25 protein-coding genes and 1 pseudogene are annotated in these 26,721 nt (G+C 63.3%); 15 read left to right on the plus strand and 11 right to left on the minus strand.

All coding sequences use genetic code 11. The features are described 5' to 3' along the window. The first annotated feature begins 296 nt into the window (after positions 1 to 296). The gene (locus M2428_RS04945; protein WP_277524266.1) at positions 297 to 587 is read left to right on the plus strand and encodes a hypothetical protein; all 291 of its coding nucleotides are present in this window, start codon (positions 297 to 299) and stop codon (positions 585 to 587) included. A 1,647-nt stretch (positions 588 to 2,234) separates the two neighbouring features. Here the strand turns inward: M2428_RS04945 and M2428_RS04950 are convergent. Next, positions 2,235 to 2,759 carry a MarR family winged helix-turn-helix transcriptional regulator gene (locus tag M2428_RS04950; RefSeq protein ID WP_277524268.1) on the minus strand — a complete coding sequence of 175 codons (525 nt, stop codon included), beginning with the start codon at positions 2,757 to 2,759 and terminating at the stop codon, positions 2,235 to 2,237. Positions 2,760 to 2,825: 66 nt separating this feature from the next. On the opposite strand from M2428_RS04950, the gene M2428_RS04955 reads away from it, so the two are divergent. The 3 genes from M2428_RS04955 (at position 2,826) to M2428_RS04965 (ending at position 5,945) form a co-directional block, all read left to right on the plus strand. Beyond that, a complete protein-coding gene (locus M2428_RS04955; protein ID WP_277524270.1) occupies positions 2,826 to 3,878 on the plus strand; it encodes an LLM class flavin-dependent oxidoreductase in 1,053 nt (350 codons plus the stop codon). 46 nt (positions 3,879 to 3,924) lie between these two features. Beyond that, positions 3,925 to 4,299 (plus strand): DoxX family protein, encoded by a 375-nt coding sequence (locus M2428_RS04960; protein ID WP_277524271.1) that lies wholly within the window; start codon positions 3,925 to 3,927, stop codon positions 4,297 to 4,299. A gap of 1,349 nt (positions 4,300 to 5,648) precedes the next feature. Beyond that, positions 5,649 to 5,945 carry a hypothetical protein gene (locus tag M2428_RS04965; RefSeq protein ID WP_277524273.1) on the plus strand — a complete coding sequence of 99 codons (297 nt, stop codon included), beginning with the start codon at positions 5,649 to 5,651 and terminating at the stop codon, positions 5,943 to 5,945. Between the two features lie 77 nt (positions 5,946 to 6,022). Here the strand turns inward: M2428_RS04965 and M2428_RS04970 are convergent, their stop codons facing one another. Beyond that, positions 6,023 to 6,151, minus strand: coding sequence for a hypothetical protein (locus M2428_RS04970; protein ID WP_277524275.1), 129 nt, complete (start codon positions 6,149 to 6,151; stop codon positions 6,023 to 6,025). A gap of 51 nt (positions 6,152 to 6,202) precedes the next feature. Between M2428_RS04970 and M2428_RS04975 the strand changes: the two genes are divergently transcribed. Continuing rightward, positions 6,203 to 6,781, plus strand: a complete 579-nt coding sequence (locus tag M2428_RS04975; protein WP_277524276.1) for a GNAT family N-acetyltransferase — start codon at positions 6,203 to 6,205, stop codon at positions 6,779 to 6,781. Positions 6,782 to 6,842: 61 nt separating this feature from the next. Here M2428_RS04975 and M2428_RS04980 read toward each other — a convergent pair whose 3' ends face one another. Next, complete coding sequence (locus tag M2428_RS04980; RefSeq protein WP_277524277.1) at positions 6,843 to 7,346, minus strand: recombinase family protein; 504 nt, start codon at positions 7,344 to 7,346, stop codon at positions 6,843 to 6,845. Further along, entirely contained in the window at positions 7,328 to 8,407 is a 1,080-nt protein-coding gene (dctP, locus tag M2428_RS04985) for a TRAP transporter substrate-binding protein DctP (protein ID WP_346780715.1), read from the minus strand. Before dctP ends, M2428_RS04980 begins: the two co-directional genes overlap by 19 nt. Positions 8,408 to 10,507: 2,100 nt before the next feature. On the opposite strand from dctP, the gene M2428_RS04990 reads away from it, so the two are divergent. After that, entirely contained in the window at positions 10,508 to 11,482 is a 975-nt protein-coding gene (locus tag M2428_RS04990; RefSeq protein ID WP_277524279.1) for a sugar phosphate isomerase/epimerase, read from the plus strand. Positions 11,483 to 12,601: 1,119 nt separating this feature from the next. Here the strand turns inward: M2428_RS04990 and M2428_RS04995 are convergent. From M2428_RS04995 to M2428_RS05010, 4 genes are all read right to left on the minus strand, one after another. Next, a complete protein-coding gene (locus M2428_RS04995) occupies positions 12,602 to 13,807 on the minus strand; it encodes an acetyl-CoA C-acetyltransferase (RefSeq protein WP_277524281.1) in 1,206 nt (401 codons plus the stop codon). A gap of 63 nt (positions 13,808 to 13,870) precedes the next feature. Beyond that, positions 13,871 to 14,620, minus strand: coding sequence for an SDR family NAD(P)-dependent oxidoreductase (locus M2428_RS05000; protein WP_277524282.1), 750 nt, complete (start codon positions 14,618 to 14,620; stop codon positions 13,871 to 13,873). Between the two features lie 12 nt (positions 14,621 to 14,632). Then, on the minus strand, positions 14,633 to 15,385 hold the full coding sequence (locus tag M2428_RS05005; protein WP_277524284.1) for an enoyl-CoA hydratase/isomerase family protein: 753 nt from the start codon (positions 15,383 to 15,385) through the stop codon (positions 14,633 to 14,635). Next, the gene (locus M2428_RS05010; protein ID WP_277524286.1) at positions 15,382 to 17,007 is read right to left on the minus strand and encodes an AMP-binding protein; all 1,626 of its coding nucleotides are present in this window, start codon (positions 17,005 to 17,007) and stop codon (positions 15,382 to 15,384) included. The genes M2428_RS05005 and M2428_RS05010 overlap by 4 nt, the downstream gene beginning before the upstream one ends. Before the next feature lie 232 nt (positions 17,008 to 17,239). Between M2428_RS05010 and M2428_RS05015 the strand changes: the two genes are divergently transcribed. Next, complete coding sequence (locus M2428_RS05015) at positions 17,240 to 17,872, plus strand: TetR family transcriptional regulator (RefSeq protein ID WP_277524289.1); 633 nt, start codon at positions 17,240 to 17,242, stop codon at positions 17,870 to 17,872. 540 nt (positions 17,873 to 18,412) lie between these two features. On the opposite strand, the gene M2428_RS05020 is transcribed toward M2428_RS05015, so the two are convergent. Both M2428_RS05020 and M2428_RS05030 read right to left on the minus strand, forming a co-directional pair. Then, positions 18,413 to 19,489 carry an alpha/beta hydrolase fold domain-containing protein gene (locus M2428_RS05020; RefSeq protein WP_277524291.1) on the minus strand — a complete coding sequence of 359 codons (1,077 nt, stop codon included), beginning with the start codon at positions 19,487 to 19,489 and terminating at the stop codon, positions 18,413 to 18,415. A gap of 633 nt (positions 19,490 to 20,122) precedes the next feature. Then, the gene (locus M2428_RS05030; RefSeq protein ID WP_277524292.1) at positions 20,123 to 20,737 is read right to left on the minus strand and encodes a TetR family transcriptional regulator; all 615 of its coding nucleotides are present in this window, start codon (positions 20,735 to 20,737) and stop codon (positions 20,123 to 20,125) included. Positions 20,738 to 20,897: 160 nt separating this feature from the next. Between M2428_RS05030 and M2428_RS05035 the strand changes: the two genes are divergently transcribed. Together M2428_RS05035 and M2428_RS05040 are read left to right on the plus strand one after the other, a co-directional pair. Then, positions 20,898 to 21,254, plus strand: a complete 357-nt coding sequence (locus M2428_RS05035) for a hypothetical protein (protein WP_277524293.1) — start codon at positions 20,898 to 20,900, stop codon at positions 21,252 to 21,254. 14 nt (positions 21,255 to 21,268) lie between these two features. Beyond that, a complete protein-coding gene (locus M2428_RS05040) occupies positions 21,269 to 22,231 on the plus strand; it encodes an aldo/keto reductase (RefSeq protein WP_277524295.1) in 963 nt (320 codons plus the stop codon). 197 nt (positions 22,232 to 22,428) lie between these two features. Here the strand turns inward: M2428_RS05040 and M2428_RS05045 are convergent, their stop codons facing one another. Further along, a complete protein-coding gene (locus tag M2428_RS05045; protein ID WP_277524297.1) occupies positions 22,429 to 23,004 on the minus strand; it encodes a TetR family transcriptional regulator in 576 nt (191 codons plus the stop codon). Between the two features lie 90 nt (positions 23,005 to 23,094). On the opposite strand from M2428_RS05045, the gene M2428_RS05050 reads away from it, so the two are divergent. From M2428_RS05050 to M2428_RS05075, 6 genes and pseudogenes are all read left to right on the plus strand, one after another. After that, on the plus strand, positions 23,095 to 23,481 hold the full coding sequence (locus M2428_RS05050) for an MmcQ/YjbR family DNA-binding protein (RefSeq protein WP_277524299.1): 387 nt from the start codon (positions 23,095 to 23,097) through the stop codon (positions 23,479 to 23,481). After that, positions 23,478 to 23,837 (plus strand): MmcQ/YjbR family DNA-binding protein, encoded by a 360-nt coding sequence (locus M2428_RS05055; RefSeq protein WP_277524300.1) that lies wholly within the window; start codon positions 23,478 to 23,480, stop codon positions 23,835 to 23,837. The genes M2428_RS05050 and M2428_RS05055 overlap by 4 nt, the downstream gene beginning before the upstream one ends. After that, positions 23,834 to 25,183 carry a replication-associated recombination protein A gene (locus M2428_RS05060; protein ID WP_277524302.1) on the plus strand — a complete coding sequence of 450 codons (1,350 nt, stop codon included), beginning with the start codon at positions 23,834 to 23,836 and terminating at the stop codon, positions 25,181 to 25,183. The genes M2428_RS05055 and M2428_RS05060 overlap by 4 nt, the downstream gene beginning before the upstream one ends. Beyond that, complete coding sequence (locus tag M2428_RS05065; RefSeq protein ID WP_277524304.1) at positions 25,180 to 25,353, plus strand: hypothetical protein; 174 nt, start codon at positions 25,180 to 25,182, stop codon at positions 25,351 to 25,353. Before M2428_RS05060 ends, M2428_RS05065 begins: the two co-directional genes overlap by 4 nt. A gap of 450 nt (positions 25,354 to 25,803) precedes the next feature. Next, positions 25,804 to 26,073 (plus strand): annotated as a pseudogene (locus M2428_RS05070) (sulfurtransferase); the annotation flags it as partial. Between the two features lie 22 nt (positions 26,074 to 26,095). Beyond that, a complete protein-coding gene (locus M2428_RS05075) occupies positions 26,096 to 26,644 on the plus strand; it encodes a rhodanese-like domain-containing protein (protein WP_277524306.1) in 549 nt (182 codons plus the stop codon). The last annotated feature ends 77 nt before the right edge of the window (positions 26,645 to 26,721 follow it).

Below are 26,721 nucleotides of genomic sequence, written 5' to 3' on the forward strand. Positions count from 1 at the left end.
GGGAGGCTTCCCCGCTAAGGTGTCCCGCACGTGTCAGGCAGCAAACTGCCCTGATGGGATCGGCGCAGGGCTGTAAGTGGTGCCGTCACGGAGGAATGACCACTACCTTCCCTCGCCCATTAATCTGGTCCCGGACTTCCGGTCATCGAATACCCCGATGACGTCACCATTCTGGCTCTGGTCTTGCGCCCAGTCACCCGTATAGCGGGCAATGTGTCTCTGGAGCAGCACCGGCCGGGAACACCGGCCAGCTTACGAATATGATGGTAGGTCCCTTCGTGCGTAAACTCAGCTTCATGGAAGAAACCGGGACGCTTTTCGGATGGGCCTTTGGCGACGCCGCCCGCGCGGATGAAACCGGATACTTGGATGAGCTCCGCCGCGAGGCTCTGGAGAACGCAACCCAGGACGCCGCTAGAAGGGGATTCAAGGTGGAAGCCGGCGAGGAGAGCTATGCGATCCTGCAGGCCGGAGGAACACTGGTTGACGTGGAAAACGCCCCGGACCGGCTTGTTGTCCGGTGCACGGTTAAGCTCACGGGTCCGGGGTCGGAAACCGTTCACGCCGTGGGACCCATGAACGGCTAGGGCATCAGCAATTGACTGGCAACTAGAGCCGACCCCATGGCAGGGACCCGTGACACCGCTAGACGAAGCTGCCGACACCGCAGACACCATCTCCAATACCAAGGCGCTCGGCGTCGTCGAGGCCCAGGGTTTGCTGTCCTGACGCTCCCCCACGCTGTCATCGGCGCCATCGCCCTCGCCTTCGGCCACCAGGGCCAAGCTGAGCCGAGGGCGCTATTGGGCAAGTCGCAGCCAACGACAGCCAAGACGTCCTAGTGTGGATTTGGAAGAATAGTCTTCACTCCGCTTCGATCCCGCCCCTAGCCTCGCCATTCTGGCGCCCGATGTCGCAGAGCGCCGATAACAGCGCCTCTGTCGCGTGTCAGGTTAAGCTCTAAGACCGCTGGCGACGGGCGTCAACAAATACGGCATGCCACCCCCAAACCTGACATGAGAGCTGGCCCTGCCTGACGTCCGTTTGGGGGATGCCCCCATTGGACAGCCCCCGTTGGGCTCTTGGCGCTCAAGGTGGGGTTCTGAGAACCGGACTGCGGATGCGGCTGGTGCGCGGGGCGGCTGCTACTGGCTCAAACATGATCCGCCATGATGGCTACTGCACAGCGGCCAGGGGAGCGCTATGCCGGCCTGTTGCGCAGCAAACCTGTCCGCTGCGCTGGTCCAACCGAGGACAGTTCGGGGCGGGGCCTGTGTACGGGTGTGGACAATGTACGCACCACCTTTTGCCCGACAAAGCGGCACCAACCGCTCCCCCAGGCCCCCAGTAAACAAGGAATCCGGAGAAATAAATCTTCAAGGAATCGCCGCTAGTCATGTCTTCACCTGCACCCCGCGGCATGAATAGGTACAAGACCAACCACGCCCACCTGAACAAGCCAGAAACGAGACCCGCATGACCTCAAATGCCAGCAGGCGGAGAGCCCAGCAGCCAAGGCTCTGACCCCGCCACCCACACAACTTCACAGGCCACCGCGGCGGCCAGGCCACAGGCCACGATAAGCGTCAGAGGGACCCGAGCAGGGTCAATGTCCACACGTTAAAGCAAAAACCCCTCTGACGAGGGGGAATGCTGTGCCCGAGGTGGGACTCGAACCGGACTCCGGGCCTTGAAAACACTGGGAACTCTCGAAAACCTCTGCAATCCGGCACAGTCCGGCACCGGTACGGCCGAGTCCGAACCCCCGGGTGTGCACATTGTGCACACCCGGGGGTTCGTCATTCCCTACCTCGAAGTCTGGTCAAGCTGGTAGGCCCCCGGGCGGCCAATCCAAGGATTTCAGCTCCCGGCGATGGTCCAAGAGTCAGTTTCAACGCCTTGGTCGGATTCACCGATTTTCATCACAGTAGTCACCTCGGGAGTGTCCGTTTAGCGATGGATTCGGGGTTGGCATTTGGTTCATTCGTCCTTCGAAGCTGATGGCGAAGGCGTTCAGGGCCGGCTTCCATCGTGTGGTCCATCGTGCCCTGCATCCAGAGAATCGTTGACTGCGGGACTCGCAGTGCCTGACGGACGACGGCTGGATCCTTGTGTCCATCCTCCGGGACACAACAGACGACTCCACGAAAGAGCCGAGTTTTACGAAGCCTGGGGCACCGAGGACCGCACCGGTTTCCACTACACGGTGCCGCGCGGATAGGGCTCCACGACGGCTAAGCCTGGGCGTTGTCCTGTTCAAGAGCGATTTCTTCCAGGTGGCGGCGCAAGCTCTTTGCGACCCTGCCAACGGCTTCGAGGTCTTCCGGCGCAAGGGCATCGATAAAGAAGCGGCGGACAAGCCGGAGATGCGGCGCTGAAGAAGCACGGAAAGTCCGCGCTCCATCGTCGGTGAGTTCCACCTCTGCGCCACGGCTGTCGTTGCCCGACTTACGCCTTCGAATGAGGCCCCTGCTTTCCATGCGACCAAGGTGATGAGACAGGCGGCTGCGTTCCCATCCGATACCCTCGGCGAGCACCGACGACCGCAAACGGTGCCCTTCAGACTCGCTGAGCGCCAGGAGCACGGCATAGTCACCAGGGGAAACGCCTGACGTGGCCTGCAGCCCCGCCGCCAAAGCCTGGCGTATAGCCTCTGCCGTCTCGACATACTCGCGCCATACGGCCAGTTCATCCGGAGTGGGACTCTGCCGGGCGCTCTTACCGCTTTGTTCCATAACCGCCTCATCTTCGCTTGACATGTCAACCATACGGGGCGATGATTGATGCGTCAATTAAGTAATTGACATATCAATCAAAGGAGCCCCATGAGCGAAGTGATCTTTGGATTGGACACCTTCGGCGACGTCCCTGTTGACGACCGGGGCACACCAGTCAGCCACGCCCGTGCGATCCGGCAATTGGTAGATGAGGCCGTTCTCGCCGACCAGTTGGGTGTGGATGTCTTTACTGTCGGAGAGCACCACCGTCCGGAATATTCGGTATCGGCCCCGGAGACCGTCCTCGCCGGCATGGCCACGCGCACCTCACGCATCCGCCTTGGATCCGGCGTGACGGTGCTCAGCTCCGATGACCCCGTGCGCGTCTTCCAGCGATTCGCCACGGTGGACGCGCTGTCCAACGGCCGCGCCGAGGTCATACTGGGGCGCGGTTCCTTCACCGAGTCCTTCCCGCTCTTCGGCTACGACCTCAAAGACTACGATGTGCTCTTTGAGGAGAAGATCGAGCTGTTCGCACGCCTCCTTGAAGAGAAGCCGGTGACCTGGAAAGGCACCATGCGTGCACCGCTGGTTGATGCCGATGTCTACCCCAAGACAGAGCACGGGCTCAAGACCTGGGTCGGCGTCGGCGGCACACCCCAGTCAGTGGTCCGCACCGCGAAATACGGGTTCCCCCTGATGCTCGCCATCATCGGCGGACAACCGGAACGGTTCACCCCGTTCATCGATCTCTACAAGCGGGCCGCCGCAAAGTTCGATACAACCGCATGGCCCGTAGGAATGCACTCCCCCGGGTTCATCGCAGACACCGACGACGAAGCCAAAGAGATCTTCTGGCCCCACTACAAGGTAGTCAGGGACCGCATCGGAGCCCTCCGCGGCTGGCCGCCCGTCCGCCGTGAAGAATTCGAGGCCGAAACCCGGAACGGCTCGATGTACATCGGCTCACCGGAGACCGTAGCCCGGAGAATCGCGCGTGCCGTGGCCTCGCTGGACGTCGGTCGCTTCGACCTCATCTTCACTTCCGGAGCCCAGCCGATCAGCGCACGCCTCAAAGCCGTCGAACTCTACGGGAGCAAAGTCGTGCCGATGGTCCGCGAAATACTCGCCGCGAACGGCAATGCAGGGGCAGCCGCATGACCGCCCACGTCTCGAACAACCCAGCCCTTCACGAAAGAAGAACAGCATGAACATCGTCCTCTGGATCATCACCGCCGTACTCGCCCTTGCCTTCCTTGCAGCAGGAACCATGAAACTCGCCCAGCCAAAAGCGAAGCTCGCGGCTACCGGCCAAGGATGGGTGGAAGACTTCTCCGACGCCGCGGTCAAGCGCATCGGCGGCCTCGAAATCCTCGCCGCCCTAGGCCTCATCCTGCCGGCAGTACTGGGTATCGCCACCGTGCTCGTGCCCGCTGCGGCCGTCGGGCTTGTCTTCCTCATGGTTGGTGCGGCAATTACTCACGGCCGACGCCACGAAACGCCCAATGTCATCATCAACCTCGTTTTGGGCATCCTTGCCGCTGGTGTCGCCATTGCCAGGTTTGGCCCGTACGGTCTCTGAGCGGGAGGGTAAGAAGACCTTCAATGGAAAATTCACGTTCGTCGAGCACCGGCTCACCCGACGGACGAGAAACAGTCCTTCTCCCCCGGCCTGATCAAGGGGTTGTAGGACAAAACGTGTGTAAATCACGGGCGTGTCACGTACGTCCTGCCCAGCCATTTCGGGCCCAGAGGCCTTCTTCGGCGCTGGCTCCGTGACCGTATTCTGCGGGGCCTTGTGGTTGGGGTGGCTCCGGCGATTGTTTGTAGCGTGATGGCTAATGCCAGCAGGGAGGAGTCGCCGCCGAGTTCCTGGTCCATTGCGTAGCGGAGGACGCGGTGGACAGTCCCCCGGAACAGGCGTGCGGTGGTGCTGGCAGTACGAAGAACTCTTCGATAGCTGAGCTCTGCCGGCGGCACCGTCAAACAGTTGCCCCACTGTAGCAATGCGGGAGGCGGGCCCGTCGTCGTCCGTCCGCGCGGTTAGGTACGGCGCAGGGGCAGCGGAGGGTCGCTGGGTATCGCTGATGAAATCTTCCGTCCCAGTACGCATCAGGCTCAACAAATACAGAAAATTGGACCTGGCAGCGCCGCGCAGGGCGCTTACGGGTCTGGGCCTCCCCGAGGGCCGGACCAATGGTGGCCAAGAGCGTGACCGGAAGGAACGGGAACGGCCGGGCCTGAACGAAGCCCTGGCGCCTCCGGGCCGGCGGCACCCTGTTCGTCACCAAACTCCATCGGTTCGCTCGGCCCCTACCCGATGCTCGAAAACATCATCGAGGACATGACGAGAGTTTCCCAGGAGTTCCGCCGGCCGACAGGGATAACCATGAGCACTTGGTCCCAAGTCATGCAGTTCCAAGCGCTCCCGGCCATGAAGAAGTACACAGCAACACCGCTGTCCAAGCCAAGAGAAGGAGCCGCCAGAGCGCAACGGCCACCAACAAAAATGGGCCCCCGCAGGGGCCCATAAAGGAGATTTGTACACAGTCAGAGGCCCACAAGCCCCTGAACAGGGAAAACACGTGCCCGAGGTGGGACTCGAACCGCATTCACTCCCCCGCAAACACTGGACTCCCGCGGAAACATGCGGAATCCGGGCCAGTCCGACACCAGTACGACCCGATCCGAAGCCCAGAGTGTGCACAATGTACACACCCCTCTTTGATCGCCCGGAGTCCTCGGCAGAACACCGCCTCCGGTTCGAAAGGATACGGCGCTAACGGGTGCTGAAACAGGGAGCACCGTTTGTCCGCGGCACTGCGTGAGTTCGACCTGTTGACGTAGCTGGCGAGCCAGGCGTAGACAGGGGCGTATTCATCCATTCGCAGGCCGTCCTTTGCGAGCCTGCACACCCGCAGGGAGCTTGTCATGGCGGTTGCAGTTATCTTGGAATTCGACGGAACGACTCTCGAGCAGTACGACGAGATCAACAGGCTGATGGGGCTCACTCCGGGCGGACCGGGCCCTGTCGGGTCCATTTCCCATTGGGCCACGATGACGGACAAGGGTCTGCAAGTGACCGATGTCTGGGAGAGCCGAGAGCAGTTCGATGCCTTCGCTCAGGAAAAGATCATGCCCCTCAGCGTGCAGGCCGGTTTCGCAGGGCCTCCCAAGCTGACCTTCCACGACGTGCACAATTACTACACTCCCGGGAACAGTGCCTGAAGCCTGGTATTGCAGGGCAACGCCGGCCACTCAGTTCAGGGACTCCTTGGTGTCGAAGTTGGCAGCCGCAACCGCTGTCACTGGCGGCGCGTCAGGCAGGTCTTGAGGACCTGCTTCTTCTTGTGGAGGTAGGTCACCGGCCGCTCGGTCAGCTCGCGGCGAATGGGTTCAACCCCAATGGCCAGACGCTCGTCCAGCGACGGCAATTCAACCGTAAATCGATGTGACGGGTCTTCCCCAGGTGCGAGAATGTCTGCATGCTCACCTTCCTGGAGACCGAACGACTTCTACTCCGGCAGTTCACCCCCGACGATGCCGAACTACTCGTGGAACTGGACAGCGATCCACGCGTGATGCGCTACATCACCGGCGGAATCCCCACCTCCCGTGGCGACATAGAAGGCGACTTCCTCCCGGCATTCCTCGACTACTACCAGCGCTTTCCCGGCTACGGGTTCTGGGCGGCGCTCGAGAAGACGACCGGGGAATTCCTCGGCTGGTTCCACTTCCGGCCAGGACCCGACGATCCGCACGATCAGCCGGAACTGGGCTACCGGCTGCGCCACGCGGCCTGGGGAAAGGGGCACGCGACGGAGGGATCGCGGGCCCTGATCGCCAAGGGGTTCACCGAGTTCGGGGTGCAGCGGGTTGTAGCCTCGACCATGGCAGTAAACACAGCCTCCCGAAGGGTGATGGAGAAATCCGGGATGCGCCTCGTGCGGACCTTCGTCGCCGACTGGCCGGTGTCCGTTCCCGGCGAAGAGCACGGTGACGTCGAATACGCGATCACACGAGATGAATGGGAGTCTGACGATTCTCGCCCTCGTCGCCAGTGACCCGCCGGTATCAGTCGGCCGGAAGTAAAGACCCCGAGGTCCGCGATCGACGCTGAGGGATTCAACCAGGCCGTGCCAGCGCGAACATCACAGCGGCGAGGGCCGGACTGAGACCGAAAGCGCCCTCCCCTGCCCATCGCCCAGGTCGAATCGACCGTCTTTGGGGCCGGCCAGCTCTTTTCGGCGCATGGAACCGAAGGGACGGCGCTGCGGAAGAGGATGGGGACTCCGGAACCTCGAGAGTTTGCCCAACCCGGATCTCAGCCTTGCGCGTCTCGGGGGACCTCGGGCCGTCTCGAGCTTTCATGGGGGTCATGGCCGGCGGGCGGCCGCCGAGTCTGCCCCTGGCTTTCGCGGTCGCTTGGCCGGCCTTCGTGCCTTCGTGCAACCGCGGTCGTTCGTACGCTGCACGAGACGCGAACATGTCGAAATTTGGCTTCTGGTGCGATCTTGTTGTGTCCAGCCAGGGTTCGGTAAGTGACCGGAAACCTATCTCTCGACGTCCAAGAACCCAGACCCTTCGACTCCGGACCAAGTGGCCGTCCGCTAGCCGCCGGCACTGCACGGGGAAACGGATCGGGGCTCAGGTTCGGCCGCGGCCAGATCCTTTATCTTGGCTATGCGGGCTTTTGTATCCGGGTCCGCCTCGAGCTTCATGTAAACAGGGGCGCCGGCAGCTTTAAAGTCGGCAACCTCGGCCGCCGTCGCTACGACCACGGTTCCGCCGTCCTTGCAGAATTTCGCCGCATCGTCCGCCGTCGCGGTCATTGTTTCCACGGCCCACGTGCGGGTGGCTGCCGCCGCGTCTTTCAGGGCCCGCCGCTGACCCTCGCTCAAGGCTTGAAACGACTTCGTGTTGATGACCAGGGAGTTTAACTTGGAGTAGAGGACCATGTTGCCGGTCGCGGTCGTGGCCTTCGGGAGCGACCCGGCCAACGCGAACGACGATTCCGCCGCCACCACCGTTCCCGCTGCCATCCCGTCATAGAACTGTTCGCCCACCAGATCGTCCGGAGTGGCACCAATCGTCCTCAGCAGATCGTAGGTCGTGTCGGACCGGGGAGCCCGTACGGTTTTCCCTGCAAGATCAGCCGGCGTCAGCACCGGTTCGAAGAAGGAGAAGAGCATTCGCGTGCCTTCTGGGAACAGGGCAAGACCGGACACACCGACCTTGTCCAGCCCTGCAAGCATTTCCTCCGCGACTGCCGGGTCCGACACCTTCGCCATCAGTGCATTCGATGTCACAAGGAACGGTGCGTGAAGTGCCGCAAAGGAACTCACCCCTTCGGTGTCCCAGGCCCGGGCCGGGACCAGCCCCATATCGAAATCACCGGTCACCACTGCACGTGCCACTGCTTGATCCGGGTCGTCCTTGTCCTCACCCACGGCCTTCCATACCGGTTCGATCAGGACCTTGCCCCCGGAGTGTTCCTTCACGTTGCGGGCGAATTCCTCAATCTGGGCGGCGGCCGGGCGGCCGGGCTCATCATCGGTGGCTATCCGCAGGGTCTTGGTCTGTTCTGCCGCCGGCGGCGGGCTGGCCGTCGTTGAGCTGCATCCCGCTGTGGCCAGAAGTGCTGCTAATCCGAACCCTACAGAAGTCATGAAGTTGAACGGATTTCTCATAACCACGCGCCTTCCGGACGATGAATCCGTGATGCAGACTTTGGGACGGGCGACTGGTGAAGCAGCGCAGCTGGAAACGTGCGTGTCCGCAAGCTACGCCCAACGCCGCAGCGAAGCAATAGCGGACGGCAACGCCGGACCGCCGTCCTGTTGCGCAGCGAACCTTCCGCTGTGCTGGCCCAACCGAGGACAATTCGGGGCCCGTTTAACGGTGTGGACTATCTACACATCACGTATGACCGGACAATGCAGTACACAAGGAATCCGGGGAAAATCTTCAACAAACCCCCGCGAGTCAGGCCAACACCACAACTCCACGGCATGAATAGGTGCAAGACCAACCATGCCCACTGGGACAGATCAGAAAGGAGGCCCGAAATGACCCCACATCCCAGCACGCGGAGGACCTACAGCCAAGGCCCCTGACCCCGCCACCCACAGTGGCGGGCGGAGATGGCAAATCCGTGGGTTAGGTGATCTCCTCGCATGGTGGTGCCGGCTGAGTGGTTATTACTTGGGTATTCGGATCGTACTCTAGGGCCGGCCTTCCGGCCACAATCACTGTAGCGCGCTCCCATGGCCGGTCTTTAAGTAGGAAGGGAATTTCTTGTTCTTCCCACTCCCTGTGCAGGTCTTCTTCTTCGTGGCCATCTCGTGCCAGGAGGCGACGTCGGGCTTCGAAGTTGTCGCACTGCACCCAGATCGAAGCGTCGACTAGGTCGGAGAGCGCTTGGCGTGATGATCCGCTCCCTTCCACCCACACCACGGAACGCCCGGCGGGTAGAGCTATGGCACCTGGACGTTCTCGGGCCACCCAACCCGGCGGACGGTAATGGACTGCCTCGCCTTGGAGCAGGGGTTCGAGGACACCGTCACGGAGTTCATCGGCCCAGTCAAAAAACGAGAGATGCCACGCTACATCGTCCGTGTGAACGACATCTGAGTCCGGCACTCGAGCTAGTAGACGATCGACCAGGGTGGTCTTGCCTGCCCCGCTCCTTCCATCTACCGCTACAATCCATGGGCGGTTGGGACGTTGTCCTGCTGCCGGCAGTAACCGCCGCACCAAGCCTTCCAGTGACTCGGCCTGCCAGGGTCCCCCATCGGGTTCGCCGACTTCCGGTTTCATATCCATGGTTACCTCGACTTCGATAATCGGTCCCGCCCGAAGCTGCCATATATGGAGTCTCGAGAGTTGCCCTGTATAGCGCAAGCTCTTTTCGTGGCTGAGGATGGCTGATGTACTAATCTACGCGGGGCTGCCGTGTTGCGGGTGTCCGGCTGATTCAGTGCGAAGGTCTAGGGTCATTTCCCTGTTGTGGGGAGAGCGCGGTGCCGTAGCGCAGCAACGTGCACTACTCGCGGACCGGCGGTTCGAAGGCCCATGCTGCCGAGTGCCGCAGCTTTTGAGCGGCACTTTCACTCGGACACGGCGTCGATGCTTCTGGCACTCATTGAGCGCCTTACTGCACAACTCGCGCTCAGAACGACGCCGTCGACCGCGAACGTCGGCACAAGTCTTGAAATAGGTGCGCCTCGCCGTCTTCGATGCCGCCGGGTCTTCTGGGCCCCGCGGAGATGGAGACGATTCGGGCGACGAAATTCCATGGGGCTGCGAGGGGCCTTGAACGTGTTGGTGTAGCCCAGGAACGGGAAGGGCAGGGACTAAACGAAGTCCTGGCGGCCGTCCGGGCCGGCGGCACCCGGGCGGTCCCCAACTCCATCGGTTCGCCCAGTCCCCACCCGCTGTTCGAGAACATCATCGAGGACATGACGACGGTGTCCCAGGAGTTCCGGCTACCGACAGGGATGACCATAAGGTGTTCCGTAAGCCGCAACAAGTCATGCAGTTCCAAGCGCTCCCGGCCATGAAGGAGCAAGCAGCAACACCGCTGTCCAAACCAAGAGAAGGAGCCGCCGGAGCGCAACGGCCACAACAAAAATGGGCCCCACAGGGGCCCATACGAGGAGATTTGTACACACTCAGAGGCCTACAAGCCCCTGAACAGGGAAAACACGTGCCCGAGGTGGGACTCGAACTGCAAGGAATTGCTGGGTGACGTCGAAGGCGCCCTGGCCTCTGCACGGAAGGCCTCCTAGGTGACCACGTCGTTCGACCCGAGCATCCCGTTCGCTCGTGCGGCGCACTCTTCTGCCAACCCGCTCGGCATCCACGCAGGCGTGTGGGTGAATGACTGGTCGCCCACTTCAGCCCGCGCCGCCATCGAGGCCAGCGCCCGGGCCGGGTTCGACCTGATCGAGATCCCCCTGCCGGATGCGAGCGGCGCGGCGGCCGCGACCGCCGGTTCCGATCTCACGAGGGCTCTGCTCGATGACAGCGGAATCGACGCCGTCGTCTCCCTCGCGCTGGGCCTCGACACCGACATCAACACCGCCGACCCCGCGGTCTCAGCCCGCGGTGAACAACGGCTTCTCGACGCCGTAGCCTTCGCCAGCAAGATCGGGGCGCACTACGTCGGGGGCGTGACTTTCTCCGCAATGACGAAATACGCGCATCCCGCCGCCGAGGCCACCCTGGCCAACTGGCTCGCCGTCCTCACCCGGGTCGCCGCCGCCGCGCACGAGGCGGAGGTGCGGATTGGCATCGAGTACGTTAACCGCTACGAAAGCAACCTGCTGAACACTGCCGCGCAAACCGCCGCGTTCATCGATGAGCTCCAGGAACGCGGCGCGGCTAACGTGCTGCTGCATATCGACACCTACCACGCCAACATCGAGGAGCTCTGCCAGGCCGACGCAGTGCGCGACGCGGGCCAGCTCCTCGGATATTTGCACATCGCCGAGAGCCACCGGGGCCGGCTCGGGACCGGGACGATCGACTGGAACGGCCTGTTCGTGGCCTTGGCCGCGTCAGGCTACAAAGGTCCACTGACCTTTGAGTCGTTCTCCTCGGACATCATCTCGCCCGCCACCGTGACGATATCGGCCTGTGGCGGAACCTCTGGAACGATCCGGCCGAAGTGGCACAGCACGCCGCGGCGCTCCTGCGGAAGCATCTCGCCGCATCCGCTGACCGTGCCGCCGCTTCCAGGGCCGCTTCCGGTGATGCCGTGACCCGGGCGATGCACACGCAACGGGCTGCTAACCGGGAGGACAGACTAGGTCGTCAGGTCAGTCAAGCAGGGTTTTGACTCGTGCGGCTAGACCTCCCGGCACGGCGCCCCGGACCGTCAAAGCTCCCGTTTTCACCCGTTCAGCACGAAGTAGTTCAGCATCAATCCCCAATGGTCGCTTGGCACTACGAATGAATTGAGGGCGACCCTCGCATACTCGATCACCGCCGCGGCACCCTCACTATTCTCATAAACCCGAACAATTTGCCATTCTGTGGCTACCTGTTGTTGGACGGCTTTTGGGACAGCAACGGTGGCATGCCGAACCGCGAGATCCTCGACCCTGCCGACGGCCCCTGAAATACGGCGCGGCCGTCCCAGTAATCGATCGTATATGAGATGCACGGGAGTGCGGGCGGCCGCTCAAACGCCCCATCTACAGCCGCTGCTTAAACACCCGGCCAGCACCCATCTGAGACGGTGCACGGTGAGACATCTTTCCAAGAAACTGGAGGCCCGGCAGGACGTCGATTCCTTCGATCCTCCACGACACGACGTCCGCGTCTCGAAAAACGGTAGGTTTCTAGGACCCCGAGCCGAGGTCGACGGGACTCGTGAATCGACGCATCACAGGACTAGGGTTCGTTTTCTTCGTGCTCCACTTGTACTCAGGCTCTTCCTGGGCGGATTTGCCCTTTTGTGGAGCACCGACTACCCGTGGTGGGCTTTTGTCCTGCTGATCATGGTCCCAGCGCTCTTGTCCTGGGCTACTCTCGCCCTGCTGGAAGGCCGGCGTAAGACCCCGTATATGAAGGCCGGCGTAAGACCCCGTATATATAGAGCACGAACGGGAGTACCTACGAAGCGTGGCCCGAGGATCGGGCAGAGTCGGCGGCGACGTCGGCGATCTTGTGTGCCAACTGGTCCTCGCGGGCGAGGTTTTCCTCGCTTTTGTAGACGCGGACGTGGTGTTCTTAACCATGGGGGTTCCTTTTAGTTGCCCTGACAGATCCGTTCGTCGCGTCATGGTCTTGTTCTCTGGAGTCTCCTTGCTGTGCCGGACCCGTGGGTGATTTCCGCCGTGGTGCCGGCAGGGGCGGGCCCGGTGGTGGGGGTCCGGTCAGTTGCGGTAGAGCAGCAGAGCTTCGCCTTGTCCGCCGCCTCCGCAGAGGGATACGGCTGCCCGTCCTTTTCCGCGTCTCGAGAGCTCCAGCGCGGCGTGGAGGGTGATTCTTGCTCCCGAGGCGCCTATGGGGTGACCGAGGGCGATGGCTCCGCCGTTGAGGTTGGTTTTCTCAAGGGGGAATCCGAGTTCGCGGGCGGAGTGCAGTGATACGGCGGCGAATGCCTCGTTGATTTCCAGCAGGTCCAGTTCTTCGACGCTCCAGCCTGCGCGGTCGAGGGCTTGCTGGACTGCGCGGGCGGGTTGGGAGTGCAGCGAGGTATCCGGCCCGGCCACCTGCCCGGGCCGGCCGACCACAGCGAGCCACGCCAGGCCTCGCTCCTCTGCCCAGCTGCGCCGGGCGAGGACTACCGCTGCCGCGCCGTCGGACAGCGGTGATGAGTTTCCGGCGGTGATCGTGCCCTTCGGGTCGAAGGCAGGGCTCAGTTGCGCGAGTGTCTGTGGGGTGGAGTCCGGCCGGATGCCCTCGTCGGCTGAGAGGACGACAGGTGCGCCTTTGCGTTGCGGGACCTCTATCGGTGCGATCTCATGGGCGAATATCCCGTCGGCCACGGCCTGGGACGCCCGCTGGTGCGAGCCCGCAGCGACTTCGTCCTGTTCGGCGCGGCTGATGCCACGTCCGGTGTTTCCGGTTTCGGTGAGCGAGCCCATGGGTGAGCCATCCGCGCTGTCGGTGAGCCCGTCGTGGGCCACTGCATCGAGCATTGTTGCCGGCCCGTAAGATTGCCCGCGACGGAGGCCCGGCAGCAGGTGGGGGGCATTGGTCATCGATTCCTGGCCGCCGGCGACGATGACGTCTGCGTCTCCGGCCCGAATGGTGCGGGCGGCGTCGGTGATGGCTACAAGGCCGGATAGGCACACCTTGTTTACGGTTATGGCTGGTGTCGACAGTGGAATGCCGGCCGCCACGGCCGACTGCTTGGCGGGGTTTTGGCCGCATCCAGCTTGGACGACGTGGCCAAGGATGACTTGGTTGACGTCCTCCGGCGCGATCCCTGCCCGTTCGATGGCGTGACGGATGGCGTGGGCGCCCAGCTGCACGGCAGTGAGGCTTGCCAGTTGTCCGAGCAGCCGTCCCTGGGGTGTGCGGGCGCCGGCGAGGAGGACGACGTCGTCAGGGGAAGCAGCGGGAAGGTCGGCCATGTCAGGACTCCTCGGTAGGGGCGGGTTGTTGCTGGTGATGAAGGGCTGGACGTGCAGCGGGGGTCAGCGGATGGAGGATCCGATGCTGATGCCGCCGTCGACGTCGAGGACCACACCGGTGATGTAGCGGGCTTCGGGGGAGGCGAGGAAGCAGACCGCTGCCGCAATGTCCTCGGGTTCCCCTGGATGCTGGAGCGGAATTTTGCCGATGAGCTTTTCCCGGGCCGGGCCGTTCATGGAGGCGAGCATTGGGGTTTTGATGAGGCCGGGGGCGATGGCGTTGGCGGTGATTCCGTGGCGTGCTCCCTCGAGGGCTACGGTCCGGGTGAGCCCGACGATACCGGCTTTGGCAGCGACGTAGTTGGCCTGGCCGAAGTTGCCGCGCCAGCTCATGGAGGAGAAGGAGAGGATCCGCCCGCCGCCGCGTTTCTTCATGTGCGGCATAGCCGCCCGGATGCAGTTGAAGGTGCCGGTGAGGTTCACGCCGATGACCGCTTCCCAGTCGCTGGTGGAGATGTCCTCGATTCGGTTATCCCGGATGATGCCGGCGTTGTTGACCAGGACATCGCCGCCGCCGACCCCGTCGATCCAGTCCCGCACGGCTTCGCCGTCGGTGACGTCCAGGACGTGGGCGACGGGGGTATGTTCGAAAGTCCCGTCGAGCTCGTCCTTAAGCATGAGGGCGGTCTCGGGGTTGACGTCGGCGACGTGGACGAGGGCGCCTTCGGAGGCGAAGCGACGCACCATGGCCAGTCCCAGTCCCTGGGCACCTCCGGTGATGAGGACGACGTGGTCAGCAAATCTGTTGGTCATGGTCTGTGGCTCCTAGGCGTTGGTGAGGAAGGCGTTAAGGGAGGCGGCGACGTCGTCGGAGGCCCAATGCTCCTCGAAGACGTCCAGTTCGCGCTCCAGCCGGGCGCTGGTGACCGCGGGGTCGGCGGTGAGCAAGGTTTTGAATCGTCGTTGCGCGCCGGCCGGGACGGCGCTCAGGGTCCGGGCCATATCCCGGGCTGTGAGCAGAAGTTCCTCAGCTGGGACCACTGCGTGCAGCCATCCGGTGGCGGCGAGGGAATCAGCTGTGGCCAGCTCCCCGCTCAGGGCGAGCCATGTCGCGGTTCCAGTGCCGAGGTTGGCGGCGATGCGGACACTGGACCCGCCGCCGGGGACAAGATTGTTGCGCACGTGTCCGTCGCCGATCAGGGTCCCGGTGGCGGCGATGACGAGGTCGCAGCTGAGTGCGAGTTCGAATCCTCCCGCCACCGCGTGCCCGTGGAGGGCGGCAATGAAAACTACGGGGCTGGATTCCATTGCCACGGTCAGGTCGCAGATTTTTTGCAGGAACGGGCGGGGGGACTGCCCGGTGCGGGCGCAGTCAAGGAGGTACGCCAAGTCTGCCCCCGCGCAGAAGCTGGGCCCGTGCCCGGTGATCACGACAGCGCGGACACCGTCGTGTTCGGCATGCTGCAGGGCCTCATGGAGCGCAGCGACTGTCTGCGGGTCCAGGGCATTGCGGACCGCGGGCCGGTTCAGGGCCCACACTTCGGTCTCTGCATCCCGGGTGATCTCCAGACGGCTCATTGACCGTCACCTCCTGTAGCTAGGCTCCGCCGCAGGACCGCGCGCTGCATTTTGCCGCTGGGGGTCTTGGGCAGGGCATCAAGGAAATCGATGCGGCGGGGGTAGGCATGCGCGGCGTAGTTCTTTTTGACCCAGTTCTGCAGTTCGGCGACCAGGGTATCGTCGGCTTTTGTCCCGGCGGTGGGGACGACGAAGGCGTGGATAACTTCGCCGCGCATGGCGTCCGGTGCGCCTACGACGGCGCATTCCTGAACTGCGGGGTGGGTGCCCAGGACGCTTTCGACGTCGAAGGGTCCGATACGGTAGCCCGCCATGAGTATCACGTCATCGTCGCGGGAGGAGAAGTGGATCAAACCTGATTCTTCCATGATGACCAGGTCTCCCGTGAGGTAGTACTGCTCATCAACGGTGAATCGGGTTCCGGCGTTGTCGCGGTCGACGCCGTAGCCGGTGAAGGTGAAGAAGTCGCTGTCGCGGACTCGCACTGCAAGCCGGCCGACCTCACCTGCCATTGCGGGCTCATCACTGTCAATGGACAGCGCGGTGAGTAACCAGCCAGGCAGGGAGTAGCCCATGGCGCTGGGCCGGGGACCGCTCTCGAGATCCGGGTGATGGGCGAAGCCCGCCGGCATGCCAAGCTCGGTCTGTCCGAAATGATCATGAATGACCAACCCCCACTGCTCATTGGCCCAGGCGAACACGTCGGGAGTCAGTGGTTCTCCTGCGCTGGAGAGCCTCCGCAATCTGGGCAGGACGGGGCGGTCAGGGCGTCCACGGAGCGCCCGGTAGACGGTGGGAGCTGCGGCGAGATCGGTGACCTCCAACTGATCCAGCAGGCGCCAGGTGACCTGTGCGTCGAATTTGGCCGTGACGAGAATGCTGGCGATTCCTGCGCACATCGGTGCGATGATGCCGGCATAGAGCCCATATGCCCAGCCGGGGTCCGCAACGTTCCAGTACACCGAGTCCTCGCCCACGCCCAGAGCGAACTCCAGGTAGGACTGCCACCCTGCCGCGTATTTCAGCGGGTGCACGACGGTCTTTGGTTTTCCCGTGGTACCGGAAGTGAACATGTGGGTCAGCGCGACCTCAGGGCCTGTCGGCGCAGACCCGGTCCAGGGCTCTGTCCGGTCCAGGGCCTCACGCAAGTCGACCACCTGGCTGGTACCCGGGTTTACTGGGGCGCCGAGCTGGAAGATGATGTAGCCCTCAGCAGGTATCTTTTCGGCCTGTTCCTCATCGGTGATGACCACCCGCACTTCCGCCTGTTCGAGGCGGTCGGTGACGGCGGCGGATGCGAAGGCCGTGAACAGCGGCACGTAGACCGCCCCCAGGCGCCAGATGCCCAGGATAATCGCCGGCAGATCAGCGTCCTTACCCATCAGGGTTGCCACCCGGTCCCCGGCACCTACGCCGTGCTCCTGCAGAAGGCCCGCAACCCGCCGGGACCTGTCCGCCAGATCCCCAAAAGTGATAACCCGCTCCTGCAGCTGGTCGTCTACTACCCGGAACGCTGTTGCCTCTGCGGGATGCCGGTCGCACATCAACTGGGGCGCTGAAGCCCCTGGGGACGTGAAATCCCCGATGATGGCGTCCACCCGTGTCTGGACTTGCTGGGACATAAGATCCGCCTCCTTGCGAACGATCCTGAGTACGTTCGTACTATACATCGTACTGACACAACATGTCCACTGGTTGTTTCGGTTGAACCTGCCGCAATGAGAAAGGAGGCCCTCTCAACGCCGGACGGTCCAAGTAGGGTGGTAGCAGATCCTGACCTGCCCGGACGACTCGCAATCCCAGGTTGCACGGGTCGTGGATAATATGAGCTCAATCCGATGGAAGAATGAATAGATGCCTACTTCCTCTCGCCCCGCAACGGCAGCGCGCCGTGAGAGCCGCGTCCGCAGGCACGCCGACGCCGACGCAGGACGCCGAAACGAGCTGATCGAGAGCCTTGAGAAGATTTTCCTCGCGGAAGGGTTCAGCTCACTGACGGTCGATGAAATCTGCCGGCGTCTGAAATGTTCCAAGTCAACGTTGTATTCCATCGCCGACTCCAGGGAACAGATCATCCAAGCCGTAACGCGGCATTTCTTTGCCCGCGCAACTGCCGCCATCGAAGCCGAAGTCGCACAAGAGAAGGACCCGGGGCGCCAGATCATCCGGTATCTCGACGGTGTTGGAACTGCAATGCGCCGCAATTCCGTTGCGTTCTACGTTGATATGGTCAGTTATCAGCCCACCGCCAACATCTACCACCTCAATTCAGATGCCGCTGCCCGCCGCGTTCGTGAGCTTATTGAGCAGGGAGTGGAAATTGGTGCTTTCCGCAGAGCGAATGCAACGCTGGCTGCACAGGCAATTGCCCTGCTTATAGACGGCGTGCAGTCAGGAGAGCTGCTGCAGGCCACCGGACTGTCTGCCGGTGAAGCCTTCTCAGAACTCGGTGAGCTCCTGGTGAACGGCCTTTCCATCAGGCGATGACGAGACACTGGGCCATCGCGGCCACGAGGGCAATCTCCTCTTCTGGCTGGTCCCGACCTCTGCCCGCCGCGACGCTCCACCGACCCGACCCCAAGGGATAGGGGTTGTGGCAGGGATTGCCGCCCGAGGGGTACGAATAGGCCGGCCGCGAAACCGGTTGCCGCTGGGCCGCTGCTCCAGGACAGCTGAGCCGCTTCAGGGTGATGTCGCTGGTGCGGGCTCAGGTCGATTGCCGCGGAATGACCCGAGGCGGCTTGAAGGCTCTTGGAACCACTTGCTCCGCGGACGCCGAACCATACCTCCAAATGGATTCAAAACGGCCCGAGGTCAGTGCCCGGAAGTCCCTGCCTTCTCCGGGCCCGCTGAGAGCATCTGAGACGAGTGGGGTGGGCATGGTCATCCTGCCAGGTGCTTCTCGGTGTTTTGTGACCGCAAGGTCGGAGTGCGAATCCGGACCCTCGGCATGTATAGGCCACATAAAGCTGGCACTTGCTCATCGAGCAAGTGCCAGCAGAAGCACGCGGCGTCTGGGTCTGTCCTTTACACCCCGACCGCGGATTCCGCCGCTACGGGCGGAGTAGCCCAGCGCGCATCCAAGAATCGCCGCGCCTGGGCAGGACGCTCCAAGTCCTCAGGGGCAAGCCCTCCGAAGAAGATGTGCTGGGCGGCTTCCCAGACGTGCAGTTCCGCCTCGACCCCCGAAGCGAGAAGTTTGCGGTGGAGGCGGACCGTGTCTGACAGTAAGAAGTCGCGTGTACCTGTGGTCAGCATGATCGGCGGGAAATCGCTCGTGTAGGTGCCGAGGATCGGTGACACATAGGGGTCGAGAGGATCGTGTCCGTCGAGATAGAGCGGGCGAGTGAAGATTCCGAGCACCGTGACGTCGATGTCGATTCCCTCCATCGTCTTGAAGGTGTCCCCGACATGGGCGAGGTCCACGTACGGCGTGTTGATGACCGCCGCTGCGGGCATCGGCAGTCCTTCCGAATGAGCGCGGAGTAGGAGCGCCAGTGCCAGGTTGCCGCCTCCTGACGTCCCTCCGATGGCAACGTTACCGGGCTGGTACCTCTCGAGAATCGCTTTATAGGCGTCAACCGAATCGTTCAGCGGAGTCGGGTATGGGTGGAACGGGGGCATCCGGTAGTCGACCGCCCATGTGCGGACGCCGAGTGCTTTCGCGGTCTGGGCTGCACCGACGCGAGAAACCTCACCGCCGGCTTGAATCCACGAGCCATGGATTGTCATGTAGACCCGCCGGTCCGCGTCCGTGACGCCCTCGGGGGTGGCGATGTACACGGAAACGTCACCGAACTTGGCGTGCTCGACGTGGACATCTGAGATGTCCACCGCGGCGACGCCGAAGTTAGTAGCGGCTGGAGACTCGGGATTGCTGGCCCAAGCCTGATCCCATACCGCGAGCAGCGCCGCTACGGCTTCCTTATCCGACAAGTCGGACGGAAAAGCACTCAGATCAGAGAAGTCGAAGTCGCCGTTGGACGACTGACCGACCATTGACCGAAGCGCCAAGTTGGCTGCGGCTTCGGGACTCACGGTGCTTGGGATTGGAATATCTCGGGCCGGGACGTGCAGAGCGCTTGAATCATCGATCGTTGTCATGGGCATCTCCTGTATCGACATTGATGGCGGAAGAACATTCCGAGCCCCCTGGCCGGGACGTTTCAGGGTACACGCTTACTCAATTTCGTACTCAAGCTAACAAATGTTCACGGGATCAGCAAGTGTCTGTTTACGGCAGCTCGAGCCGGGTGATGTTGTCGGAGGGGGGAACGAGCTCGCGCTAATGGCCAAGCTCGCACTGCTCGGAAGGGAGTTCAGAGATGCGAGGTTGTGCATTCGTGCCCCGGGCCGGACGCGTTGAGCTAATCGCGGAGCGCGGGAAGCCTGAGGAGCGCGAACGCCTCGTCGAGCAGTCGACCGAACCCGATTGCCACCTCACGGACCACCCACTCAGCCGAGCTGACATCGAGACACGTCCTTTTGGTCTCCGGCAACACTGTGGGGAGCGGACGCCGCAGCACCGCACCATGATCGAGGCCGCCAATGCTGAATGCGTGGACCTCGTTGCGTACACGAGCGTCGCAAATGCGGACACCTCAATACGAAGCTTGCGGCAGAGCACCAGGCTACCGAGGCAATTCTCAAGGAAGCCGGGGTCGCCTCGAGTGGGCCGTGCGGAGGCGGTAGCCGAGGTGGCACCGCCGGACACGTGGGCCCGCTTGGCCAAGGTGGCTATTCGGTCAGGATTGCGGGTTTGAGCATCCGGAAGGCGTCATCGAGCAGCACCCGTGATGGCACGTCGCCGCCGCGGTGTACCCACTCGGCGGAGTAGGCGTCGAGGCAGGTCAGGGCGCACAGGGTGACGGCTCGCGCCTGATAGTGGCGATCTGTTTCGGGGCCAGTCATGGCGCCGGCGACCAGCGGCTCGAGAACAGTCATCCACGCTAAGTGCTTTTCCGTGTTCCGAGCGCGCAGAGAAGGAGTGCGGATCATCACCCTGGTCGCACGCAGCGCCCACTCAGGGTCCGATTCAACGTTCTCGATGACCGCCTCGAAGCCCCACCTCAGGGCCTCCCACACCGGCATCGATTCCAGGCCCTGCGCAAGACGCTGGCGAACGGGCTCGCCGTAGATCATCGGGTCACCCAAGACGACATCTTCCTTGGAGGCGAAGTACCGGAAGAAGCTTCGGGGGGAGATGTCGACGGCTGATGCGATCTGGTCCACCGTGGTCTCGTCGAAGCCTTGCTCGTCGAACATCACGAGAGCGACGTCAGCGATCTGCGCTCGGACGGCGTCTTTTGTCCGCTGCCTCAGTCCGCGCCCTACGCTCGTTCTCTCGCTCACTCCATGAGCATACAGCGTCTTTGGTGGCAGCGACTGCCAAACTGTGCATATACTGTCAACAGCCGCGAAAGGCGTTGAGGACGTCTTGCCAGCGTCACAACATGCTCGGGCACACCCCCAACGACCGGAACCGTCCAATCCACTGACCTAAGGAATAGCAATGCCTACCACTGATCAGATCGACGTCTTCTTCACCTACCGTGTCCTCGATCAGGACCTCTTCGAGCAGTACGTCGCGACGGTGCTTCCCGTCACCGAGAAGGAGGAGCCGTACGTCCTCGAGTACACGCTGGCGCGGTCCGCTGACGGGACGATTCTGCAGCACGAGCGTTATGAGAACGAGGAAGCGATTGCCCGCCACCTCGCTCTGACCGCCGATGGCCAGAAGATGTGGGGGGAGTCCACCGAACTCACCAACATCCGTTTCGTCGGACCCTTGAGCGAGAAGTTCCGGACCGAGAACGCGCTGGGGCCCATCGCCTCTTGGTGGGACCGCTACCAGGCCGTCGCCCGATAGCAGAAAGGCATCTCATGCAAACACGCACACTTGGCCAGCAGGGCCTCACCACGTCCGCCATCGGCTACGGCTCGATGGGTATCTCGATCGCCTACGGCGCGGCCGACGCTGAGGGAGGAACCTCCGCCATTCAGCGCGCCTACGACCTCGGAGTGACGCACTTCGACACCGCGGAGCTTTACGGCTGGGGAGAGAACGAGAAGATCGTCGGCCGCGCCGTGAAGGGCTTCCGCGACGAGGTCGTCATCGCCACCAAGTTTGGCTGGACCCGCGAATACAGCTTCGACAGCCGCCCCGAGCACATCCGCGAGGTCGTCGAGAACAGCCTCCGCTACCTCGGTACGGACTACATCGACGTCCTTTACCAGCACCGCCCCGACCCCAACGTCCCCATCGAGGACGTCGCCGGGACCGTGAAGGAGTTCATCGACGCCGGCAAGGTCAAGTACTTCGGACTCAGCGAGGCCGGCGCCGACACCATCCGCCGCGCGCACGCAGTGCAGCCGGTCTCAGTCCTGCAGACCGAGTACTCCCTCTTCGAGCGTCAGGTCGAAGTCCTCTTCCCCGTCCTGAATGAACTGGGCATCGGATTCGTCCCGTACTCGCCCCTCGGGCGCGGATTCCTGACCGGCACCGCGAAACCGGCATCCGAATACGATGAGACCGACATGCGCAGCCGCGATGCCCGCTGGCAGCCCGGCAACTTCGAGAAGAATCTCGAAGCCACCCGTCAGCTGACCGAGCTGGCCGCGTCCAAGGATGCCACGGTGTCGCAGCTTGCTCTCGCCTGGCTTCTCGCGCAGGGCGAGCATATCGTCCCGATCCCCGGCACCCGCAGCGCCAAGCGGGTCGAGGAGAACATCGGCGCCGCCGACCTCACCCTCACCCCAGCGGACCTCGACCGCATCAAGGAGATCCTCCCCACCGGAGGCTTCGGCGCCCGCTACCCCGAGGCCATGCGATCCGAGTGGGAGTAACCACCCGCACATGAACGAAGGGCGAGACGGTCAAGGCCGTCTCGCCCTTCGCTGTTTTGTACAGAGCATCCACCAGAAGAACGGAAACAATTGCGATGCATGGGGTCGCAGCGAAAAGCCTGGCCATTTCGGCAGCGCAGCCAGGTGCGACGGGGCCGGCGGGTCGGATCGCGCGCATGGTGTCAGACACGGTGATGCTACTTCTGCGGTACTCGTTCGGTCGCTGCCATAGTGACGAGGGCCCGGTACGCGTCGTGCACCATGCCCGTGTCGAGCCGATCATGCTCGTTGAGGGCGCGGTAGCTCCACCACCCCCACATGAGCGCGTCGACAGCTCGGGCTGCGCTGTCCGACAGGGATCGGCGGAGGATCACGAGGGACGCCTCCTGTAAATCGCGGAGAAGACCAGCGACCTGTGGACTGCGCGCACCGTAGCGGTGCATCTCCTCGTATATGCGGATGTCGTCGAGCGTCGGGGCCGTTGAGCCGCACGTGGCGGCCACGAGCGCGTCAACGACGTCGTCATCGGTTCGCGCGTCCCTCAATGGGGACGCGTATCGCGGTTCCAGCCCGTCTCGCAGGGTCTTGAACGCGCTCACGATCAATGTTTCCAGGTCGGAGAAGTAGTACGTCGTCGACCCGAGGGGCACGCCGGCCTGCGCGGCGATGCGCCGATACGATGCCGCGTGCACGCCTTCCATCGCGATGACCTCCAGTGCCGCACGGAGGATCCGGGTTCTGCGTTCCGGGTCATTCGGCTTGCCCTTCCGCACGCGCTCCTCCTTCGATGTCAGACCAAGTATGTACCACCGTACGCATATTCCGATAGGCTTGTTCCTGCCAGCGACCTCAGGAGGATGAACATGCAGGGTGACACGCTGCAGCAGTACGCCCGGAACCGCGTCGAGGAGCTTCCGGGTGCTGGGTTGGAGCATCCCTTCGGGCCCGACTGGGAGGTGTTCAAGGTCCGCGACAAGGTCTTCATGCTGAACACCGACATCACTGGTGAGCCGATCGTGATCGTCAAGGCGGATCCGGAGGACAGCAAAGCGCTCCGCGAGCAGCACGAGGACATCACGCCCGGGTACCACATGAACAAGCAGCACTGGATCACCCTGCATCCCGGCGGGGACCTGCAGAAGCGGCTTGTCGATGACCTCGTCACCGAGTCTTACCTGCTCGTGGTCGAGAACCTGCCGCACGCGAAGCGTCCGGTCGACACTAAAACGTTCGGCCGGAGCGACCAGTGATTCTCTCGGGCGAGCAACTGCAGCAGCACGCCCGTGACATTGCGGCATCGCTCGCCGACGTCACCAATGGCCGCCCGTTCACGCCGCACCTCGATGTGTGGAAGGTGCACGACAGAGTGTTCCTCATCGTCACCGACGATGATCCGGGCCTGCAGATCGTTACCCTGAAGGTCGACCCGCACCAGGGGGATGCACTCCGCCGCGACTTCGACACGATCACGATCGGGCGCTACCTCAACAAGCACCACTGGATCTCCATCGGGCCCGGCGTAGGGATCACGAAGCAGCTGATCGGAGACCTGGTGCACGATTCCTACGACCTCGCCGACGACCGGCACCGGAAGCAGCAGCCGTGAGTGAGACCCCGTCGCTGTTCGACGTCGATGACACCTCGCGGCCCTTGGCCGACCGGCTCCGTCCGCGCACCCTCCAGGAGGTCGTCGGGCAGGACCATCTGCTCGCCGCGGACGCGCCGATCGGGCGGATGGTCGACACGCAGCGGCTAGTGTCGATGGTGTTGTGGGGGCCGCCAGGGTGCGGGAAGACCACGATCGCGCGGCTCCTCGCCAAGCAAACCGACCTCGCGTTCGAGCCGCTTTCCGCCACCTTCTCCGGCGTCGCGGACCTCCGCAAAGTGTTCAGCGCTGCGCAGCGCCGGCGGGAAGTGGGTCAGGGGACGATGCTGTTCGTCGACGAGATCCACCGCTTCAACCGCGCCCAGCAGGACTCGTTCCTGCCGTACGTCGAAGACGGCACCATCGTCCTCGTCGGCGCGACCACGGAGAACCCCAGCTTTGAACTCAACGGCGCTCTGTTGTCCCGCAGCCAGGTCCTCGTCTTGAAGCGCCTCGACGACGCCGCGCTCAGCACCCTCATCACCCGCGCCGAAGCGCTCCTCGGTCAACCGCTGCCACTGACCGGCCAGGCCCGGCAGGCGCTGATCGCGATGGCGGATGGTGACGGCCGGTACCTGCTGAACATGATCGAACAGGTGCACGCCCTGCCCGCACCCGTCGGCCCGGCCGCCCTCGCCGCCGCCGTGCAGAAACGGGCACCGCTGTACGACAAATCGCAGGAAGGCCACTACAACCTCATCTCCGCGCTCCACAAGTCGATGCGCGGCTCCGACCCGGACGCGGCCGTCTACTGGTTGGCGCGGATGCTCGACGGCGGCGAAGATCCCCTGTTCATCGCCCGCCGCCTCACCCGGTTCGCCACCGAAGACATCGGCATGGCCGACCCGAACGCCGTCCAACAGACCCTCGCCGCCTGGGACGTCTACGAACGCCTCGGCTCACCCGAGGGAGAACTCGCCATCGCCCAGGCGGTCGTCTACCTCGCGACCGCGCCGAAGTCCATCGGCGTGTACCGCGGGTTCAATAAGGCGCGCGCCGCGGCGAAACGCACCGGCTCGCTAATGCCGCCGGCGAGCATCCTCAACGCCCCGACCCGCCTCATGAAGGACCTGGGCTACGGCGACGGATACCAGTACGATCCCGACACCGAGACCGGGTTCTCCGGCGCGAACTACTTCCCGGACGGCATGCCCCGGGAGACCTTCTACGAACCCACCACCGGCGGTTACGAGCGAGCCATCACCGAACGACTGCGCCACTGGGCGCAGCTCCGGAACGGCGACAGCGCGACCCCACCCCCAAATCCGACGCACACTGACCCTTCTCCGAAAGGACCCCTCACATGACCGAGACCCCCGCACCGCACGCAGTGCGGTCCTGGCTCGGAATCCCCTACGCCACCGCGGAACGCTTCCGCCGCCCCACCCTGCTGCCGTTCGACCCCGCCCTGCCCTACGACCAGAAAGGCCCCCGCACCGTTCCAAGCCGGGAACACCCGCTGGTTCGAAGCCGATAACGGATTCAGCGAGGACTGCCTGAACCTCAACGTGTGGGTACCCGAAGATGTTGGCGACGAACCCCTCCCCGTGGGTGTGCTCCCTTGGTGGGGCCGACGGTGAGCAGGTGAGCGTTCCCGCCGGCGGCGGCGTGCGCGAGTGCTCCGCGAACGGAGCTCCTCGTGGATCCACCGATTCAAAAGTTGAAGTCTCTAAACACGATGGCCCCACCGCGCCCCACATCAGGATGCGTGCAGCGGGGTGACATTTAGCGCTGCGAGAAAGCCGCCATTTACCGATGAGATTCACAGCCTAGGCCAGTAACTGCACGGGACGTGCGGCACGTTTCCTGGGCACGGTGATCGACCGGCTTACGGGCGCCTGCGGTGGTGCGTCGCATCCTCTGCAGGATGTCCACATCATGGGATATTTTTGCTCAAAATGTGGACACATCATTTAACCTGCACTGTATGGACGACAGCCGGATAACCCAAGAAGATCTTCCACCCTTTGTTGATGCCGCATGGCTCAAGGCGCACCGAAGTAGCGTTGTCACCGCTGATGTTCGCTGGTACCTCGACGGTGCGTCAGGCCGTGCAGCGTACGACGGCGGGCATCTTCCAGATGCGGTGTTCGTGGACCTGGACGCATGGCTGTCGGGCAATTCCGGACCACACGGGCTGAACCCGCTTCCCGACTCTGAAGTATTCGCACAGGGAATGTCCTCCCTCGGAATCGGCGACGACACGACCGTCATCGCCTATGACGACGCGGGGGGGAGTAATCGCCGCGCGGCTCGTGTGGATGCTGCGTGCGCTCGGGCACCGGGCGGCGCTGCTCGACGGCGGGATTTCCGCATGGACGGGACCACTGGAGACAACCCCCGTGAAGCCGACACCCGCGACCTTCACGCCGTCTCCGTGGCCCGAGGCCCGTCTCGCCCAGCTTGAGGACATCACGGCAGAGGCTGCCAGGAACATCGTCGACGCCCGCAATGCCGACCGCTTCGACGGAAGCCTCCAGCTGCCCACCGATCCCCAAGCCGGACACATCCCCGGCGCCGTGAACGTCCCGTGCCGTGGGAACCTCGCCCCCGATGGACGCCTGCGCCCGATCGCAGAGGTCCGACGAGCGTTTGCGAAGGTTGGGATCGAAGACGCGACTACCGTCATCTCCTACTGTGGCTCAGGCATCACGGCCTGCCACAACCTTCTCGCTCTCGAGCATGCAGGACTGGGGCAGGGGCGTCTCTACGCAGGCGGGTGGTCAGAGTACGGAGCCGAGCCTCGCCGCCGAGCCGAGCTGGGCTGACAACCGACCTACGATGCCCGCTCGGGTCGAGACCACGACCTCCATCCTGAAGAGTGGGGACCTTCTCAGTCTGGCCC

This window comes from Arthrobacter sp. ES3-54 (assembly GCF_029504395.1).
Classification (GTDB): domain Bacteria; phylum Actinomycetota; class Actinomycetes; order Actinomycetales; family Micrococcaceae; genus Arthrobacter.